This is a genomic window from Psychrobacter sp. N25K4-3-2 (assembly GCF_015351755.1).
Classification (GTDB): Bacteria; Pseudomonadota; Gammaproteobacteria; order Pseudomonadales; family Moraxellaceae; genus Psychrobacter; species Psychrobacter glaciei.
On sequence record NZ_JADKLX010000001.1, the window covers coordinates 1,115,983 to 1,132,237 of the forward strand.

The 16,255-nt window shown below is 42.5% G+C and carries 16 protein-coding genes; 10 read left to right on the forward strand and 6 right to left on the reverse strand.

From position 1 onward, the window contains the following. Positions 1-520 precede the first annotated feature (520 nt). The 4 genes from IOD06_RS04485 to IOD06_RS04500 all read left to right on the forward strand — a co-directional run bounded on the left by IOD06_RS04485 (position 521) and on the right by IOD06_RS04500 (position 3,075). Positions 521-1,333: a M48 family metallopeptidase gene (locus IOD06_RS04485; protein WP_189585530.1), complete on the forward strand. Its 813-nt coding sequence runs from the start codon at positions 521-523 to the stop codon at positions 1,331-1,333. Between the two features lie 272 nt (positions 1,334-1,605). Further along, positions 1,606-1,932: a BolA family transcriptional regulator gene (locus tag IOD06_RS04490; protein WP_194619392.1), complete on the forward strand. Its 327-nt coding sequence runs from the start codon at positions 1,606-1,608 to the stop codon at positions 1,930-1,932. A gap of 140 nt (positions 1,933-2,072) precedes the next feature. Beyond that, positions 2,073-2,432, forward strand: coding sequence for a SirB2 family protein (locus tag IOD06_RS04495; RefSeq protein WP_194619394.1), 360 nt, complete (start codon positions 2,073-2,075; stop codon positions 2,430-2,432). Positions 2,433-2,673: 241 nt separating this feature from the next. Then, a complete protein-coding gene (locus IOD06_RS04500) occupies positions 2,674-3,075 on the forward strand; it encodes a hypothetical protein (RefSeq protein WP_010201538.1) in 402 nt (133 codons plus the stop codon). Between the two features lie 137 nt (positions 3,076-3,212). Here IOD06_RS04500 and trxC read toward each other — a convergent pair whose 3' ends face one another. The 3 genes from trxC to IOD06_RS04515 all read right to left on the reverse strand — a co-directional run bounded on the left by trxC (position 3,213) and on the right by IOD06_RS04515 (position 5,572). Next, a complete protein-coding gene (gene trxC / locus IOD06_RS04505; RefSeq protein ID WP_194619396.1) occupies positions 3,213-3,647 on the reverse strand; it encodes a thioredoxin TrxC in 435 nt (144 codons plus the stop codon). 119 nt (positions 3,648-3,766) lie between these two features. Further along, on the reverse strand, positions 3,767-4,387 hold the full coding sequence (locus IOD06_RS04510; protein WP_194619398.1) for a class I SAM-dependent methyltransferase: 621 nt from the start codon (positions 4,385-4,387) through the stop codon (positions 3,767-3,769). A 312-nt stretch (positions 4,388-4,699) separates the two neighbouring features. Further along, a complete protein-coding gene (locus IOD06_RS04515; RefSeq protein ID WP_010201548.1) occupies positions 4,700-5,572 on the reverse strand; it encodes an MBL fold metallo-hydrolase in 873 nt (290 codons plus the stop codon). A 411-nt stretch (positions 5,573-5,983) separates the two neighbouring features. Here IOD06_RS04515 and IOD06_RS04520 point away from each other — a divergent pair, with 411 nt between their 5' ends. The 6 genes from IOD06_RS04520 (at position 5,984) to IOD06_RS04545 (ending at position 10,964) form a co-directional block, all read left to right on the forward strand. Continuing rightward, complete coding sequence (locus IOD06_RS04520) at positions 5,984-6,322, forward strand: helix-turn-helix transcriptional regulator (RefSeq protein ID WP_228293161.1); 339 nt, start codon at positions 5,984-5,986, stop codon at positions 6,320-6,322. A gap of 56 nt (positions 6,323-6,378) precedes the next feature. Continuing rightward, positions 6,379-8,088, forward strand: coding sequence for a SulP family inorganic anion transporter (locus tag IOD06_RS04525; protein WP_194619400.1), 1,710 nt, complete (start codon positions 6,379-6,381; stop codon positions 8,086-8,088). 214 nt (positions 8,089-8,302) lie between these two features. Next, a complete protein-coding gene (locus IOD06_RS04530; protein WP_194619402.1) occupies positions 8,303-8,629 on the forward strand; it encodes a sulfur transferase domain-containing protein in 327 nt (108 codons plus the stop codon). A gap of 119 nt (positions 8,630-8,748) precedes the next feature. Beyond that, the gene (locus IOD06_RS04535) at positions 8,749-9,081 is read left to right on the forward strand and encodes a TIGR01244 family sulfur transferase (protein WP_010201553.1); all 333 of its coding nucleotides are present in this window, start codon (positions 8,749-8,751) and stop codon (positions 9,079-9,081) included. Positions 9,082-9,235: 154 nt separating this feature from the next. After that, positions 9,236-9,982, forward strand: a complete 747-nt coding sequence (locus tag IOD06_RS04540; protein WP_194619404.1) for a glutathione S-transferase family protein — start codon at positions 9,236-9,238, stop codon at positions 9,980-9,982. Between the two features lie 121 nt (positions 9,983-10,103). Then, on the forward strand, positions 10,104-10,964 hold the full coding sequence (locus IOD06_RS04545; protein ID WP_194619406.1) for a bile acid:sodium symporter family protein: 861 nt from the start codon (positions 10,104-10,106) through the stop codon (positions 10,962-10,964). Positions 10,965-11,049: 85 nt separating this feature from the next. On the opposite strand, the gene hsdR is transcribed toward IOD06_RS04545, so the two are convergent. The 3 genes from hsdR to IOD06_RS04560 are packed head-to-tail and all read right to left on the reverse strand — an operon-like array spanning position 11,050 to position 16,121. Continuing rightward, on the reverse strand, positions 11,050-13,425 hold the full coding sequence (gene hsdR, locus IOD06_RS04550; RefSeq protein ID WP_194619408.1) for an EcoAI/FtnUII family type I restriction enzme subunit R: 2,376 nt from the start codon (positions 13,423-13,425) through the stop codon (positions 11,050-11,052). Beyond that, positions 13,422-14,663 carry a restriction endonuclease subunit S gene (locus IOD06_RS04555; protein WP_194619410.1) on the reverse strand — a complete coding sequence of 414 codons (1,242 nt, stop codon included), beginning with the start codon at positions 14,661-14,663 and terminating at the stop codon, positions 13,422-13,424. Before IOD06_RS04555 ends, hsdR begins: the two co-directional genes overlap by 4 nt. Continuing rightward, positions 14,664-16,121 (reverse strand): N-6 DNA methylase, encoded by a 1,458-nt coding sequence (locus IOD06_RS04560; protein ID WP_194619413.1) that lies wholly within the window; start codon positions 16,119-16,121, stop codon positions 14,664-14,666. Positions 16,122-16,255 lie beyond the last annotated feature (134 nt).

Below are 16,255 nucleotides of genomic sequence, written 5' to 3' on the forward strand. Positions count from 1 at the left end.
TGCGTGTGTCAACAGGTTTTTTCATATTTTTCACCAGCATTGCCACTTTTAATTTTTATTCGAGAGCATATTTATCATAAATGATTGATATTGCAATCAATACAGTCATTGCAGCGTTTAAAACTATTTTATGAAATAATAGGAAAATCTCTTCTATTATTCCTGACTCTTTCATAAATTCTGAATATGACCATTAACTAACCATTATTAGTGACGCAACGTCGTACTGCTTTATGACGATAGAGGAACAAAAGTTACGCTATTCTCGTTAATATTGATTCCACTTACAATCATACGCTGTATTGTTACTTTTTCTGCCTTGGTTTTAGGCTGTTAACATTATTATACTTATGGCCTGTTACCATTCAGGTAAAATTTTACTGATTAAGTAGATCGGTAGACGGTAGTAAAACTTCAATAATAAACTGCCCTTCTATCAGCTCTGCTGTTACCGGCCTACTCCGCTATTACTAACTTTGTTTAACTTTACTTTTTATCATTTACAGCGAGGATGTTTATCATGAGAAAATTGCTTACCACCACCGTGATGGCCGCGTCATTATCGGCACTTACTTTGACTGGCTGCACCAGCACCACCAACAGTGGCGCGGTCGGCGTCGATCGTCAACAGCTACTCTTGGTTTCTAGCGAGCAAGTACAGCAGCTATCAGCGCAAAGCTATAATAAAAACTTGCAAGAAGCAAGCAAACGCGGTGTGCTCGACACCAATAAAGCTCAGCTCAATCGTTTAAAAAATATCTCTAACCGCCTCATCGGTCAAGTAGGCGTATACCGCCCTGATGCAGCTAATTGGAAATGGGAAGTACATACCATTAGATCCAACGAGCTAAACGCCTTTGTTATGCCGGGTGGCAAAATTATGTTTTACTCGGGCATTATTGATCGCTTAAATCTCACGGATGATGAAATTGCCGCGATTATGGGTCATGAGATGTCTCATGCCCTGCGTGAGCACTCACGTGAGCGTCTCTCACGCGAGTATGCTACTCAGACCGGTATTGGCGTCGCAGCAAGTATCTTTGGTCTATCACAAGGTCAGGCTGATCTAGCGAACGTTGCTGGAGATTTAGGTTTGAGTCGTCCACACAGTCGCACCCAAGAAGCTGAAGCCGACCAAATCGGTCTCGAGCTGATGGCACGTGCAGGCTACAATCCTCAAGCGGCTATCAGCTTATGGCAAAAAATGCAGCGCGCCAGCCAAGGTGAGCCACCACAGTTCTTAAGTACTCACCCAACCAGTAGTAATCGCATTAGCCAATTGCAAGCATTGATGCCTAAAGTGATGCCGCTGTATCAAAAATCACGTCGCTAATAGCTATTTTGGCTAGTAGTTACTGGCTGTCAGCTATCAATGTCTTACATAGAGGTTGATAGCTTACCAAAAGCAGAGTATAACCCATGGGTTGCGCTCTGCTTTTTTGTATTTTTGGCGCAGAATCTGGCTGTATTACTTTAAAACTGTCGCATGTGCTATGGTCTACCCAATAGCTTTCTGTACAGTTGTCAGCGTCTGTTATAATGGTCACCACACGGTCTCAAATATTGCTTCAAAGCTTGCTAAGCAACACAAAACAAAGGATTCTTATGAGTACCCACTCACCCACTGCTGATGCCCTCCAACATGAGCTACAGGTATTACAACCACAACATATCGAATTGATTAATGAATCGATGAATCACTCTGGTTACTTCGATGGTAAAGAAAGCCACTTTAAACTGACTATCGTGAGTGACGCTTTTGAAGGCAAGCGCTTAGTAGCGCGTCATCAGCTGGCATATGGCTTGGTTAATGCTTTATTGACCTCTCAGGGTGGTCAGGTACATGCCTTAGCGATTCATGCTTTTACGCCAATCGAATGGCAAGGTCAAAGCCCTGATAGCCCGTTATGTGCCGGACAAAATAAAGCTTAGATGTACTTTAGCTAACGAAGTTTTAGTTAAATAACAATCATAAAAATACTTTGCTCACGGTGTGGTAGCCATTTAAAAACCCTACATCGCGTGACTTTTTACAGACTTACAAATTGCGCCGTTAAAGGAAATGACATCCAATGAAACATTTACATATGCTCATGGCAGTATTGGTGATTGTGCTATTTTTATACCAAAGCTATCTCGCATTAAACGCCAATATACGAGCGCCGCGCGTGGTCAAAATAGCCACCCATGTCCTCTATGCGCTGCTCATCCTCTCAGGGGCTATAATGCTGATGCAACTGATGAATGCCAATGCGCCTGTACAATGGGTCTTCGCCAAAATAATCTTACTCGTGGCGGCTATTAGTGCCAGTATAAAAGCCTTTCAAACTCACGCAACACCCGGTCAAACCAAAACTGGCATTCTTATCGCTGCCGTGGCTTATATTGGTATTGTGTTACTGGCCTTTAGCAAACCTGATAATTTATTTTAATCGTCACTTTATATCTGACTGATCTTAGATAGAACGATTGCAGAATGAATGGCTACTAGGGCGTGTATTTTTAATATCTTAATTCCAGTATTTTTGCTATCTTAAATAAATACAATGCCTTGCATGCTCGTTATTAAGAACAGAGGTTTGCAAGCAGATGACTATAAGCAAAGCCATCACGATGATTTTACTTAAAATCGTGACGACGCCACATACCCCCACTTAGCCCTATGGAGCCATTATGAAAACTTTTACTATAGCGACACTATTGGCATCAGCCGGCATGTTGGGTCTCTCAGGCTGCGCTTCTACTGGCAATATCACGCCGCAATATGTGCCGCCAAGCACTTATCAGAGCTATGATTGCCAAGCACTGAGTCAAGAGTACGTCCGTGTCAATCGCTATGTTGACGCCACTCGTAATGAGCAATCAACCTTGTCCGCTTCGGGTGTGGGTGTTGGGGTTTCTGCAGGCCGCTGGGGCATCTCACCGAATATCAGCTTTGGTGTTGGCAAAAGTAACAATACCAAAGCCCGCGATGCCAAGTTGTCACGGCTTTATGGCGAGCGTGATGCGATTGTCCAATCGGCGCGTATTCAACGTTGTAGCTTTGCCAATGGTGTTAAGATTTATGGTGAGTAACATTAAGCAAAAGCTGTTTAAATGATTAAGATGGCGCGACCACACAATGAAAAAGCCAATATGCGATCTGCATATTGGCTTTTTTAACGACTTTTATCCCACCTAACAAACATAATCAATTGAGCCATCAGCGACGATCAGCGTAAGCTTTGCACCCATTGGACGATTTGATTGCTAGGCAGCGCCCCTGATTGACGCGCGACCTCTTTGCCATTTTTGAAGGCCACCATCGTTGGTAAACTGCGAATATTATAGGGAGCGGCCGCCTGCTCATATTTATCCGTTTGCACTTTGGCAAAGACCACTTGCGGCAGCTGACCAGCAGCGACTTTGAACTCTGGTGCCATCATAATACAAGGCTGACACCAGCTTGCCCAAAAATCAACGATGGTCAGCACCTCATTTTTTTGGATAACTTTATTGGCTGTTTGCGCGTTCAGCTCATGCGGACTTGCTGTCAATAATGGCTGACTACATTTACCGCATTTCGGTGCAGCGCTTAGCCGTGCAGCAGGTACACGGTTGGTTGCTTGGCAATGGGGACAGACCAGATGAAAACTTTGCTCACTCATCATATGATTCCTATTCTAATTATTTTACGGTCTCGAAAATTCGACTTTGATATTTTTAACTAAAAGCTATTTGAATTGGTTTTACGAGCAATTTTAGCATAGTCGATTATAATGATTCTCTACGCCACTTGCTGTGCCACGCCACTATACACATAGCTCATCGGTCTTGGCCCGGGCAAATACTCTTCACTCAACTCGTCAATGACAAAACCACCTTCTCTAATCAGCGCTGGAATATCGCGATCTAAATGACAACCACCCGCCATCGGTTTCCAAAAAGGCGTCAGTCGATGCTGCCATCGCTCAACAGAAAAATCTGGCGCTAAGCCATGCTCACAAAACAACAAGCGACCGCTAGGTTTTAACACGCGCGCCATTTCTCGAAGTGCAGCTATTGGCTCATCAATACTACATAGGGTAAAGGTCATCACAATCGTATCAAATTGATCCATATCCGCATGAATGCCTTGGACATCAACGGCTATCACTTCAACTGGAATACTAATGTCAGCTGCGCGCTTGCGTGCTAACGTCTGCATCTGAGCCGCTGGGTCGACACCGATAATAGAAGAAACCTTTTTGGCATCATAAAATTGCAAATTAAGACCACTGCCAATCCCGATTTCTAATACCTCGCCCAACGCCTGAGGAACAATTTTAGAACGTGCTTTCATCACGTTACCTGTACTACAAGCAACATCTATCAGCTTGGGCAATACATAACGCTCATAAGGGTTCATTATTCTCTCCAGTCATTGCCATATTTAGCGCTTGTGGATATTCATACCAAGCTTCTGTACAGCAGATAATCTACAGAGTAGCATTCTGATAGATATCAATCATACGATACTTGCGTAGTGAGGCATAAGATGGCAGTTATCACTTATTGCACTATTTATAGTCAGGATATTTTATAGTCAAAATATTCTAAAAACGCGACGGTATTGCTGATATCAATTTTTTGTCGCCTCTGTCTGCGCAGGCACAGCAAGCAAGAAAAATTGATATCAGCAGTGAGTGATGTATCAATATTACTTTTCACTCACTATAGTTTATTCACCAAGGACATTGATCGGCACTTTCAAATAGCGCGTACCATTGTCTTCTGGCTCTGGGAAATGTCCTGCATCAATATTAATTTGCACGGCAGGAATGATAAGGCGTGGCATACCCAAAGTCGCATCGCGGCGCTCACGCATCTGCACAAACTCGGCTTCATTTATACTGTCTTTAACATGGATATTTTCTAGTTTTTGTGCAGCAACAGTCGCCGTTGGACAGTGCTTACGGCCTTCACCTGGATAATCATGGCACAGATACATGACTGTATCTTCAGGAAGCGCCAACAGCTTTTGAATAGACTGATAGAGCGTTTTGGCATCGCCGCCGGGGAAGTCGCAGCGTGCTGTACCGACATCAGGTGCGAACAAGGTATCTCCAACGAATACCACTGTCTTTTCATCGTCAGTCGCCAGATAAGCCATGTCTGCCCGTGTGTGACCGGGTACATACATGGCTGTAATGGTGATACCGCCAAGCGCTAGTGTTTCACCCTCGTCGGTCAAAATATCAAACTGACTGGCATCGGTACGAAAACTGGTGTCAAAGTTAAAAATTTGCTTAAAGATTTTTTGTACTTCGGTAATATGCTGACCAATTACTAATTGTCCACCAAGGCTTTCTTTTACATGAATAGCAGCAGATAGATGGTCTGCATGCGCATGCGTCTCGATAATATATTTAAGCGCCCAGCCCTGCTCACGTACGAACTCAATCACTTCATCCACACTACTGGTACTCGTTCTGCCTGACTTGGCATCAAAGTTCAGTACAGGATCGACAATGGCGCACAGTTTCTGTTCGGTATCAGCGATAACGTGAGTATAAGTTTCTGTATCACTATCTAAAAAAGAATGAACTTGCATAGCTGCCTCTTTGCTTTTATAGGATTGTTTTAACCTTCGAACCATTCTTTAAGTATAATGGATCGTCATATACAATATTTAATTCAAAAACTAATGCATATTGAATGTTTATAAATTATTGCAGTTAATATCAACGCCGCCGACAACATCAGCGGTCAAATTTTTAGCATGCCTTTTTAACATGCTTTCTTAACGTTAATACCAATATAGCAATCACAATACAATTTATCAAATTATATAATGTAAATAAATATAACTTGATGTAAGCTGCGATATCATTGATAATTAACGGTAATCACTCATCACTTTTATAAAAACCACGCGACCTTTATCCTGGTTTTATATAAGGAGCTCACTCTGACAACTTCTACCTCAGCATTGGCTACCTCTACTGACAGTAAGGCCGACCCTATGTCAGTCAATAACGCAGACTCTGTACCGCTAGATCTGGCCAAACAGATGCAACAAGCATCGCTACAAGCCAGCCAATTACTAAAGTCACTCTCGCATCCTGATCGCTTACTCCTTCTCTGTCAATTGACTCAAGGTGAGTATTGCGTTGGTGAGCTTGAGGGCTTGGTCGGTGTTGGACAGCCAAGCTTATCGCAGCAGTTAGGCATATTGCGCAAGGATGAGCTGGTCGCGACACGGCGCGACGGTAAGCAAATTTACTATAGCATCGCCAGCGACGATGCCTTAGCGGTCTTAGAGCTACTTTATCAACGCTTTTGTGCCAAAACAGATACTTAACTGGTTATTGAGTTCTTAGCTGTTTTTAACTTTATTTATTGTGATGACGTATTGATATGACCTCTATCGCTGCTCGCCTCATTCCCACTTGGCTGCGCCAGTATCAGCTGGCTGCCTTGCCAACTGACGTCATCGCTGGGCTGGTGGTGGGCGTACTGGTGATACCGCAAAGCCTAGGCTACGCCGTACTTGCAGGCTTGCCGCCCGTCTATGGTCTGTACGCTGCGATTGTGCCTGTCATCGTCTATGCTTGGCTTGGCTCTAGCAATGTACAAGCGGTCGGACCGGTGGCCATCACCGCTATTATGACTGCCAGTAGTTTGTTGCCTTACGCTGAGCAAGGCACTGAGCAGTATGCCCTAATGGCAAGTCTATTGGCACTGATGGTGGGGTCACTGCTTTGGATCGCAGGACAGCTCAAGCTTGGCTGGATTATGCAGTTTATCAGTCGCGGCGTATCGGCAGGATTTGTAAGCGGTGCGGCGGTTCTCATTTTCGTCAGTCAGCTCAAATACTTAACGGATATCCCGATCGCGGGCAGCAGCCTAATCGGTTATTTATCGACCATGCAGTTATATGCGCGCCAGCTACATCCGTTGACCTTGTTGATTGGCGTGATCGCTTTTGCGCTCTTGGTCGCAAATCGCTACGGTAGCAAATGGGTGTGGCGAACGTGGCTGTCATCCTCATCTGCCAAATGGGCAGAACGCTTGTTTCCCCTTATTTTGCTCGGCATTGCCATTTTACTCAGTATGGCACTGCATTGGGACGCGCGTGGCGTGGCGACTATCGGTAATATTCCGCAAGGGTTACCACGTTTTACACTGCCTCATATACCAGACATCCAAGAAGCGCTCAAACTGTTACCAACCGCAGGATTGATGGCGCTTATTATCTTTGTCTCTAGCAGTTCCGTCGCCAGCACCTATGCGCGACTGCGCGGTGAGAAGTTTGATGCTAATCGTGAGCTGACAGGGCTTGGACTCGCCAATCTTTCTGGTGGATTTTTTCAGAGCTTTGCCGTGGCAGGCGGGTTTTCACGGACGGCAATCAACGTCGACTCAGGTGCCAAAACTCCACTCGCCAGCCTGATGACGGTGCTGGTGATGATTGCCGCATTAATCGCCTTTAATAGTGCACTTGCGCCGCTGCCTTACGCCTTGCTTGGCGCAACCATCATGGCATCCATCATTGGCTTGATCGATATTGCGACCTTAAAGTCCGCTTGGCAACGGGATCGCTTAGACGGTGCAAGCTTTATCGCAGCGTTTGTAGGGGTACTAATATTTGGGCTGAATACCGGACTGGTCATCGGTCTCATGGTGTCATTTGCCAGTCTCATCTGGCAATCGAGTCAACCACACGTCGCCATCGTCGGACAATTGGCTGGGACAGGACACTTTCGCAATATCAATCGCCACGATGTCGTCACTTTTCATAATTTATTGATGTTACGTATCGATGAGAGTCTGTTTTTTGGTAATAGCGAATCGGTACATCGGCGCATCTTAAATGCCTTACAACAATATCCCGAAGCGCATGAGCTGATTCTCATTATGGCCGCGGTCAATCACATTGATCTGACCGCGCAGGAAATGCTCAGCACCTTAAATCAAGAGCTGGCCCTGCAAAACAAGCATTTACACTTTAGCTTTATTAAAGGCCCAGTCATGGATGTCATCGAACACACTCCGCTGATTGCTGAGCTATCAGGACAGGTGTACCTCAGTACTATGGATGCCGTCAATGCTCTAAAGCAAATATAAATACGCCCTACTATTTTCGTCAACCATACAATCACTATTGATGTCTGCAACAAAATATCGTTATGATAGAGAGTATAGTATGCTAGCTTGTTGTATGGCTGCACTCAATCTAAACAAACTAAATCAAGCCGAACTAAAATAAGACAACATTTAGACGTCAAATCGACGCTTTAGTGTTTTTAACATTTTTTAATAAACGTAAATGACCCTTTTTATGACCGATGATTTAACGATTTATAAGCAAATATACCCAAGCCAATGTGTCAAAATTGCTGAGCTGGGCTATCGCTCAGTACTCAATATACGCCCAGATGCTGAGATCGAGACACAGCCTAATAGCTGTGAATTGGCGACTGCAACGAAGCAGGCAAATCTGACGTATCATCACCTACCCTTTGATGATGAGCGCCTAAGTATGCTGACCGTAGAACAGTTTGCCGTCTTTTATCACTCAATGCCCAAGCCCATATTGATGTTTTGTGGTACTGGTGCTCGCGCCAAACTGCTTTATCAAAGCGCATTGATGCAAGGGCTGCTATAAAACGGCAATAACGCTTACACACCTTCTCTTTAGAAGTGACTGCAATAAGCCTAGGCTTAGATGCTGTATTCCTACACTTTACATCTCACTCTTTCATATAAACAATAAAAGGAGCTCTTATGAGCCACGAAATCAGTATTACGGGACAAATTACCCCTGATCAAGTCCCTATGCTTGCCGAAAACGGCTTCAAAACCATTATCAATAATCGTCCTGATGGCGAAGAGCCTGGACAACCTACCAGCGCTGATATCGAAGCAGCTGCTAAAGAAGCAGGACTTGCTTATAAAGAAGTATCATTTGCTGGTAGTGAGCTCAATCAAAACCACGTTGAGGAGTTTGCTGACTTCTTTAATCAAGCTGAGCAACCAGTGTTAATATTTTGCCGTACGGGTAACCGCTCAACGGGTATCTACGAAGCCGCTAAGCGCATGGACTTGTTAGACGATTGATATTAGTCTAAATAAACGTGCCATTGTTTTAAAGAAATGCTCATTCAAAATTTGGATGGGCGTTTTTTTTAATATTACTAAACTATAGACTGGTCTATTTTCAACATTGGGTACATAATTAAATTTTATTTATACAATTTAATAGGACTTTATGATGCAAAAACCACTTCTCATCATCGGCAATAAAAACTATTCATCATGGTCATTGCGAGCTTGGCTATTACTTAAAGCCTTCAATGTTGACTTCAATGAGCAGCTTATCGAATTGTTTCATCCTTCAGCAACATCAATTCTCGATGAGCATGCGCCAACAGGCAAAGTGCCCGTTTTGGTTTATGGTGAAAATGATGAAAAGGTTACGGTTTGGGATACCTTAGCGATTACCATGCATATCAATGATTATTTTACCGACATAGATGTTTGGACAGGACTGAGTAATTCTGAGACTAAAAGCCATACTAGCATCAGAATAAATAGCGCCTATTGCCAAAGCATCGTCGCTGAGATGCATTCCGGTCTAACGGGAATTCGTAGCGAGATGCCGATGAATATCAGAGCGACTGCTAAGATACAACCGAGCGATGCTTGCCTTACTGATATTGCTCGTATCGAAGAGATTTTTGCGGATTGCTTAAAAAATCGCTCAAAAGACAGCTACCTTTTTGGTCAATTCACTGCTGCCGATGCTTTTTTTGCGCCAGTAGTGCTACGCTTGCAAACCTATGCTGATGCCTCCAGCATAGAATTAAAGCCGACGACTAAACAGTACTGTGAGACGATGTTAAACAATCCTCATATACAAGCTTGGATCGATTCAGCTTTAAAAGAGACACGCGTAATCAAAGAAGATGAAGCAGGCAAGATAATATCGGTAGTTGGAGTGTTGGCTGATTTAAACTGAATCAGCCTAAAGGTGAAACGTTTGCTAAATTTTTAATACCGTTTAAGATGATAGAAGCACAAGGAATGTGATCTATTAAAAAGCCCTATTAATACGACTTTTAAATTTACAAGGAAGTTTTATGAGTAATATTGCCTTAGCCCTACTCCCATTAGCCCTTGCTTATATTATGTTTACCCTAGGGACAGGGCTAAAACTTAGCGATTTTAAAGTGATCGCCACTCACCCCAAAGCCTTCTTTGTCGGCCTTATCAATCAAGTCATTTTTGTGCCTTTGGTAGCGTTAGCAGTCGTGTTAATCACAATGCCACCGCCAACCATCGCCTTCGGTATTATGCTGATTAGTTTTTGTCCAGGCGGTGTGACCAGCAATATGCTGACCTTTTATGCTAAAGGCAATGTCGCACTGTCTGTCGCACTGACCGGCGTGGTCAGTCTGCTATCAGTCGTCACTTTGCCGATATTAATTACCTTAGCCTTTGACCATTTTATGCAAGACCAAGCAGGCTCTATCAGCGCGGTAAAAATTGGTCTGGTGATGTTTTTATTGACAACGTTGCCCGTTACCCTCGGTATGCTGGCTCGACGCAAATTCACTGATTTCATGGTGCGCAAAAGCAGCATTTTAAATGGTATAGCCAGTGTCTTCTTTGTATTAATCGTCTTGGCAGCGGTCGCCTCTAATTGGGAATTACTCAAATCGCAAGCCACAGTAATCGGGCTGGAGCTTGTCCTTATTATCGTGATTTTATTTGCTTTGAGTATGTTGACGTCTAGAGTATTAAAGCTCAGTTGGTTTGATACCAAGACAGTATCGATAGAGACCAGTATTCAGAACAGTACAACGGCCATTACTTTAGCGCCCATCATTATGGGAACGGCTGTTGGTCTGCCTGCCATAGCTCTACCTGCTGCCTTGTATGGCGTATTGATGTATGTTATTGCGATTCCGGTTATTGCGTTGATTCGGAATAAAAACTAACAGTAGCTGTTATAAAAAAAGACCATTTCATTAGCTGAAATGGTCTTTTTGATAGAGTATTTAGACTATTAAACATATAAAAACTTTAACTTATCATTTTTTCTTCATAGAGATGCTCTTGAAATTTAACAAACGTATCTCTAATCGATTTTATATCACCAAGTTCTCTTTTTGCGTCTGCTATTGCTTGGTACTTAAGCTCTAGCAAGTCTGGAAGTTTGGTGTCATCGAGTTCACTAACCCCTTGTTTGACATACTGCTCTAAGACAAAGTTTAAAAATTCTTGCTGGTTCTTGCTATAGTCGTGCAAATAAATTTTGGCTTTTCCTGCTCTCTCTACTCTTGGAACGAGGTCTTTGTGATAAGCGACATAGCTTAATACATCAAACAGGTCGCTATCTTCACCATGAATCAGATGTTGCAAATCCTCTAATTGAGAGTTGGTATACCCTTTTTCACTCAAGTCAGTCAGCAGCTTTCTTCTTGTACTCGGTAAACTCCAAATTTTGCGAAGTTCACTCTCGTTCTTAAAAAATGCTGGTAAGTCGTCAAAGAGTTGTTTGATAAATTCTATCGCTGATATCGGCTTGCCTGACGGACTCCAAAATGACGTTTTAATCATTGAGTCGATTTCACGTACTTTGTGATCAGACAAAGTCACTTTAATCATCTTTTTAGATGATATTTCACAGACGCAGGGGACATTACCACATTCAGAGCAAGGTTCAGGTTCTGGTTTTTCACAAAGACAAGGGTGCTCGCCGCATATATTGCAGGGTCTTGGACCGCCGCCTTCACCTTCAGGCTCAATAGGTTCGCCATCCCATTCAGGGTCTTGAAAGTGATTATGAGCATCGACAAAGTCGTAAATAGTAAAGTAATCTTTACCATCGAACAAGCGCGTGCCACGACCGACGATTTGTTTGAACTCTACCATAGAGTTGATAGGACGCATCAATACAATGTTTCTAATCTCTGGCGCATCAACGCCTGTACTTAGTTTTTGCGACGTGGTCAAAATGGTAGGGATACTTTTTTCATTGTCTTGAAAATCTCTTAGGTGCCTCTCGCCGATTTTGCCATCGTCGGCAGTGACTCTATGGCAATAGTTTGAGTTGATGCTAGTAGCATATTGATTGATTAAATCTCTGACGGCGGCAGCATGAATCTGGGTCGCACAAAAAACCAAGGTTTTCTGATTTTGATTGATCAAATCCATGAACAGCTTGACTCGATATTCTTCTCGCGCTTTGATTTCGATGACTCTATTGAAATCGGCTTCGGTATATTCACGGCCTTCTTCAATATCACCTTCTACGGTGTCATCGGAGGTATAGGTATAGTCATCAAGGGTGGTGGCAATCTCTTTGACCTTAAAAGGGGTCAAAAACCCGTCATTGATCCCCTCTTTTAACTTGTAGCTATAGACGGGCTCACCAAAGTAATGGTAGGTGTCCACATTGACATCGCGTTTTGGGGTGGCAGTCAGTCCTAACTGAACCGCAGGCGAAAAATACTCCATAATAGCTCGCCATGAGCTTTCGTCATTAGCGCCGCCTCTATGACACTCGTCAATGATAATAAAATCAAAGAAATCTGGCGGATATTCGCCAAAATACGGTGAGTCGTTGGGGCCACTCATAAAGGTCTGAAAAATAGTAAAAAAGACGCTACCGTTTTTAGGAATACGCCCTGCTTTTTTAATCTCGCTAGGTTTGATACGTACTAAGGCATCTTCATCAAAGGCATTGAAGGAGTTAAATGCTTGGTCTGCTAATATGTTGCGGTCTGCTAAAAATAGAATGCGAGGTCGTCTTGAGCCATCGCGTCTTAGATTCCATTTGGCATGAAACAGTTTCCATGCGACCTGAAAGGCAATGGCGGTTTTGCCTGTGCCAGTAGCCAAGGTAAGTAGGATTCTATCTCGTTTTTCTGCGATGGCTTCAAGTACTTTGGCAATGGCGTTTTGTTGATAATAACGCGGTTGCCAAGTGCCGCCACGGTCTTCAAAGGGGATAGCAAATAGGCGCTGTTTCCAATTGGCGATTTCAACCTTTTCTATATCAATAGGTGTCGGATAGGTCATCTCCCATAGCTCATCAGGGCTAGGGAAGATTAAGACATCACCTTCTACTCCTTTTTGCATATCGACGCTATAAATCTTTAAGCCATTGGTGCAGTAAGTAAAACGAATATTTAGGCGTTCGGCATAGTCTTTGGCTTGCCCTAGCCCTTGAGTATAATAGTCGTCTCTTTTTTTGGCTTCGATCACGCCAATATGTCTATTTTTATATTCTAAAACGTAATCTGCGAATAAGGGTTTAGCGCGGCGGCCTTGACCAATGAGCCGACCTTTGGTAATCGGAAACTCCAAACGTAAACGACTGCCCTCGACCACGCCCCAGCCTGCGGCGCGTAGTGCGGGTTCAATTAAGTCGTGTTTGGTTTGCGCTTCGTTCATACGGTCATATCCTTATGGGTCAACTCGCCAGCAAAAGCTTTTTCTAACAGGGATTTTTTAAGGTCTTCAAGGTTGGTTAGTTTTTGTTGATAATCTATTTCTAAGTTTAAGGTAAAATCTTTAAGCGCTTCAATTAGATAAACTAATTCTTCCTGCTTTGCTAAATCTTTAGGAAAGTTAATTACAAGTGTCAAAATAGTTTTACTTGATAAGTTCGCCTGTCTTGTACCACTAGCCGTAGCATACAATGTTTCAAGAAAAGTTTTTGACTGTAAATAATGCCTTAAAAACTTCTTATCTAAGGCATCTTCATCAATTACATCTATTTTCATAATGCGTTGATTTAATAGTAAATGAATATTTGTTTCAGGTACTTCAACAGTATAACCATAATCAGTTTTGTCTACTGTGCCAGTTAAAGACATAATTAAATCACCAGCATTTAGAACATACTTATTGTAATCGGTTGCAAATTTATCTGGATAGAAAACAGGATTTCTAGTAAGGTCTAAGACATTTTTATAAAGATTGCCCATTCTCAAAAGCTGAGTATCAGAGTGTGTAACGGTATCTTTACTTTTAAATGCAAAACCATTTAATACTGTCGAAACCTCACCCAAACTCTTCTCCTCCCAACCCTCACCCTTTTGACTAAATATCTCATTTAGTTTAGATTGAAACAGCTCTTTAGCGTTTTCAATATTTTTTGCTATATTGGCTTGCACTTGGTCTATCGCTTCAAACGCATCATCAAGAATTGCAACGATTTTTTTTTGTTCTTCAAGAGGTGGGACTGGAACATCAATCTGTTTTAAGATTTTAACAGAAGCTACATTTTTAATTGCAGCACCTACTGTATTTTCTTCAATACGGTTATCGAAATCAGGACTACTCATCCAGTATTTTAAATATTCGATATCAAGAAAATCTTTTGGCGTCAACTTTAACAAAGCTTGATTAATTATACCTTTTTGAATACCTTCTGGAACAATTGCAACTTTTCCCATTGTCCCAGAACAACTCATAATCAAATCATTAGGTTTGAGCTCAAATCTTTTCATTTCATTAAATTTATCTTCAGTAACGAAATATCTAATGTCTGAAAATTGGTTATAGATTGCATGTTGTTGTTCGTAAACAGCATAACCTTCTTCTACAAAACAACTCTTTTTGAGGCTACCACCAAACGGACCTCTAACAAAATCACATACTTCTCCGAATTTCTTTAGCTCAATCATTTATATCAACTCCTTAATTTGAGCCAATATCTCATTAGTGTCTTCATCTAGTGCTTGCATCTCGGCGAGTATCTCAGTCGGACTACGCAGCGGCGCTTCCTCAGGTAAGTTTGGATTTTTGGGTGATAAATCTAACGTCTCTTCGTCTAACTCACTGACTTTATAAACCCAAGACTTTTCAGTTTCAGGCTTGGTTTTTTGTAGTTCTAAAAACTCCGCCATATCTTTATCATTGAGCGGATTGGTCTTACCCATGTTTCTGCCAGCGTTTAATTGGTAGTACCAAATATTTTTGGTTGGCTCGCCCTTAGTGAAGAACAGCACTACCGTTTTTACCCCAGCGCCCGTAAACGTCCCTGCTGGCATATCCAAGATAGTATGTAGATTACAGCTGTTTAATAAATGCTCTCGCAATGCTGTGGAGGCATTATCGGTATTACTCAAAAAGGTGTTTTTGATGACGATAGCCGCGCGTCCGCCAGTTTTTAGGCTTTTGATAAAGTGCTGTAAGAAAAGTGAGGCGGTCTCACCTGTTTTGATATCGAAGTTTTGCTGTACCTCTTGACGCTCTTTGCCACCGAATGGCGGATTGGCTAATATCACATGATGACGGTCTTTTTCTTGAATATCACGGATACTTTCGCTCAAGGTATTGGTATGCACCAGATTGGGCGCCTCAATGCCATGTAGTATCATATTCATAATACCGATCACATAGGCGAGGTTCTTTTTCTCTTTGCCGTATAGCGTATCTTCTTGCAGCGTCTTTAGATTGTCTGTGGTTTTGTCCATACGCTCGTACATATACTCGTATGACTCACATAAGAATCCGCATGACCCCGCTGCACCGTCATAGATAGTCTCACCAATTTTTGGATCTATCACTTGAATCATTGCACGAATCAAAGGTCTTGGCGTATAGTACTGTCCACCATTACGCCCAGCGTTGCCCATGTTTTTAATCTTGGTTTCATACAGATGACTCAGTTCGTGCTTGTCTTTTGATGCACGAAACGGTAGCTCGTCTGCATATTCCAAAATCTCACGCAAAATATAGCCACTTTGGATTTTGTTTTTGAGCTCAGAGAATATTTCACCAATTTTATATTCAATGGTTTTGGGATTGTCCGCTGTTTTCTTAAACCCTGCCAGATAAGGAAACAACTCATAATCAACGAATTGCACCAAATCTGGCCCTGTCATGGCTATATGGTGGTCAAGCTTGCCATCAACGTCCTTTGGCATTGCCCAATTTGGCCAGCGGAACTTGTCCTCTAAAATAAACGAGTAGTCTTCTCCCCGTAGCTCGGCTTCGTCCGCCTTATCTTGCTCTAACTCGTCTAAATAACGTAGAAACATCACCCAAGAGGTTTGACCGATGTAGTCCAGTTCACTATCTGCGCCTGAGTCTTTATAAAGTAGGTTGTCAATATTTTTAAAAGCTTGTTCAAAATTCATAGAGTAGTGTCTTATTTTATGTTTTTGCGAAGGTATATAGGGTGTATTGGTATAAACATAACTATAGTTGCCCAAATGGGCTAGTAGGTCAATAGCAGTCTGTCATTTAATACTTATATTTAAAATGGCTTTCA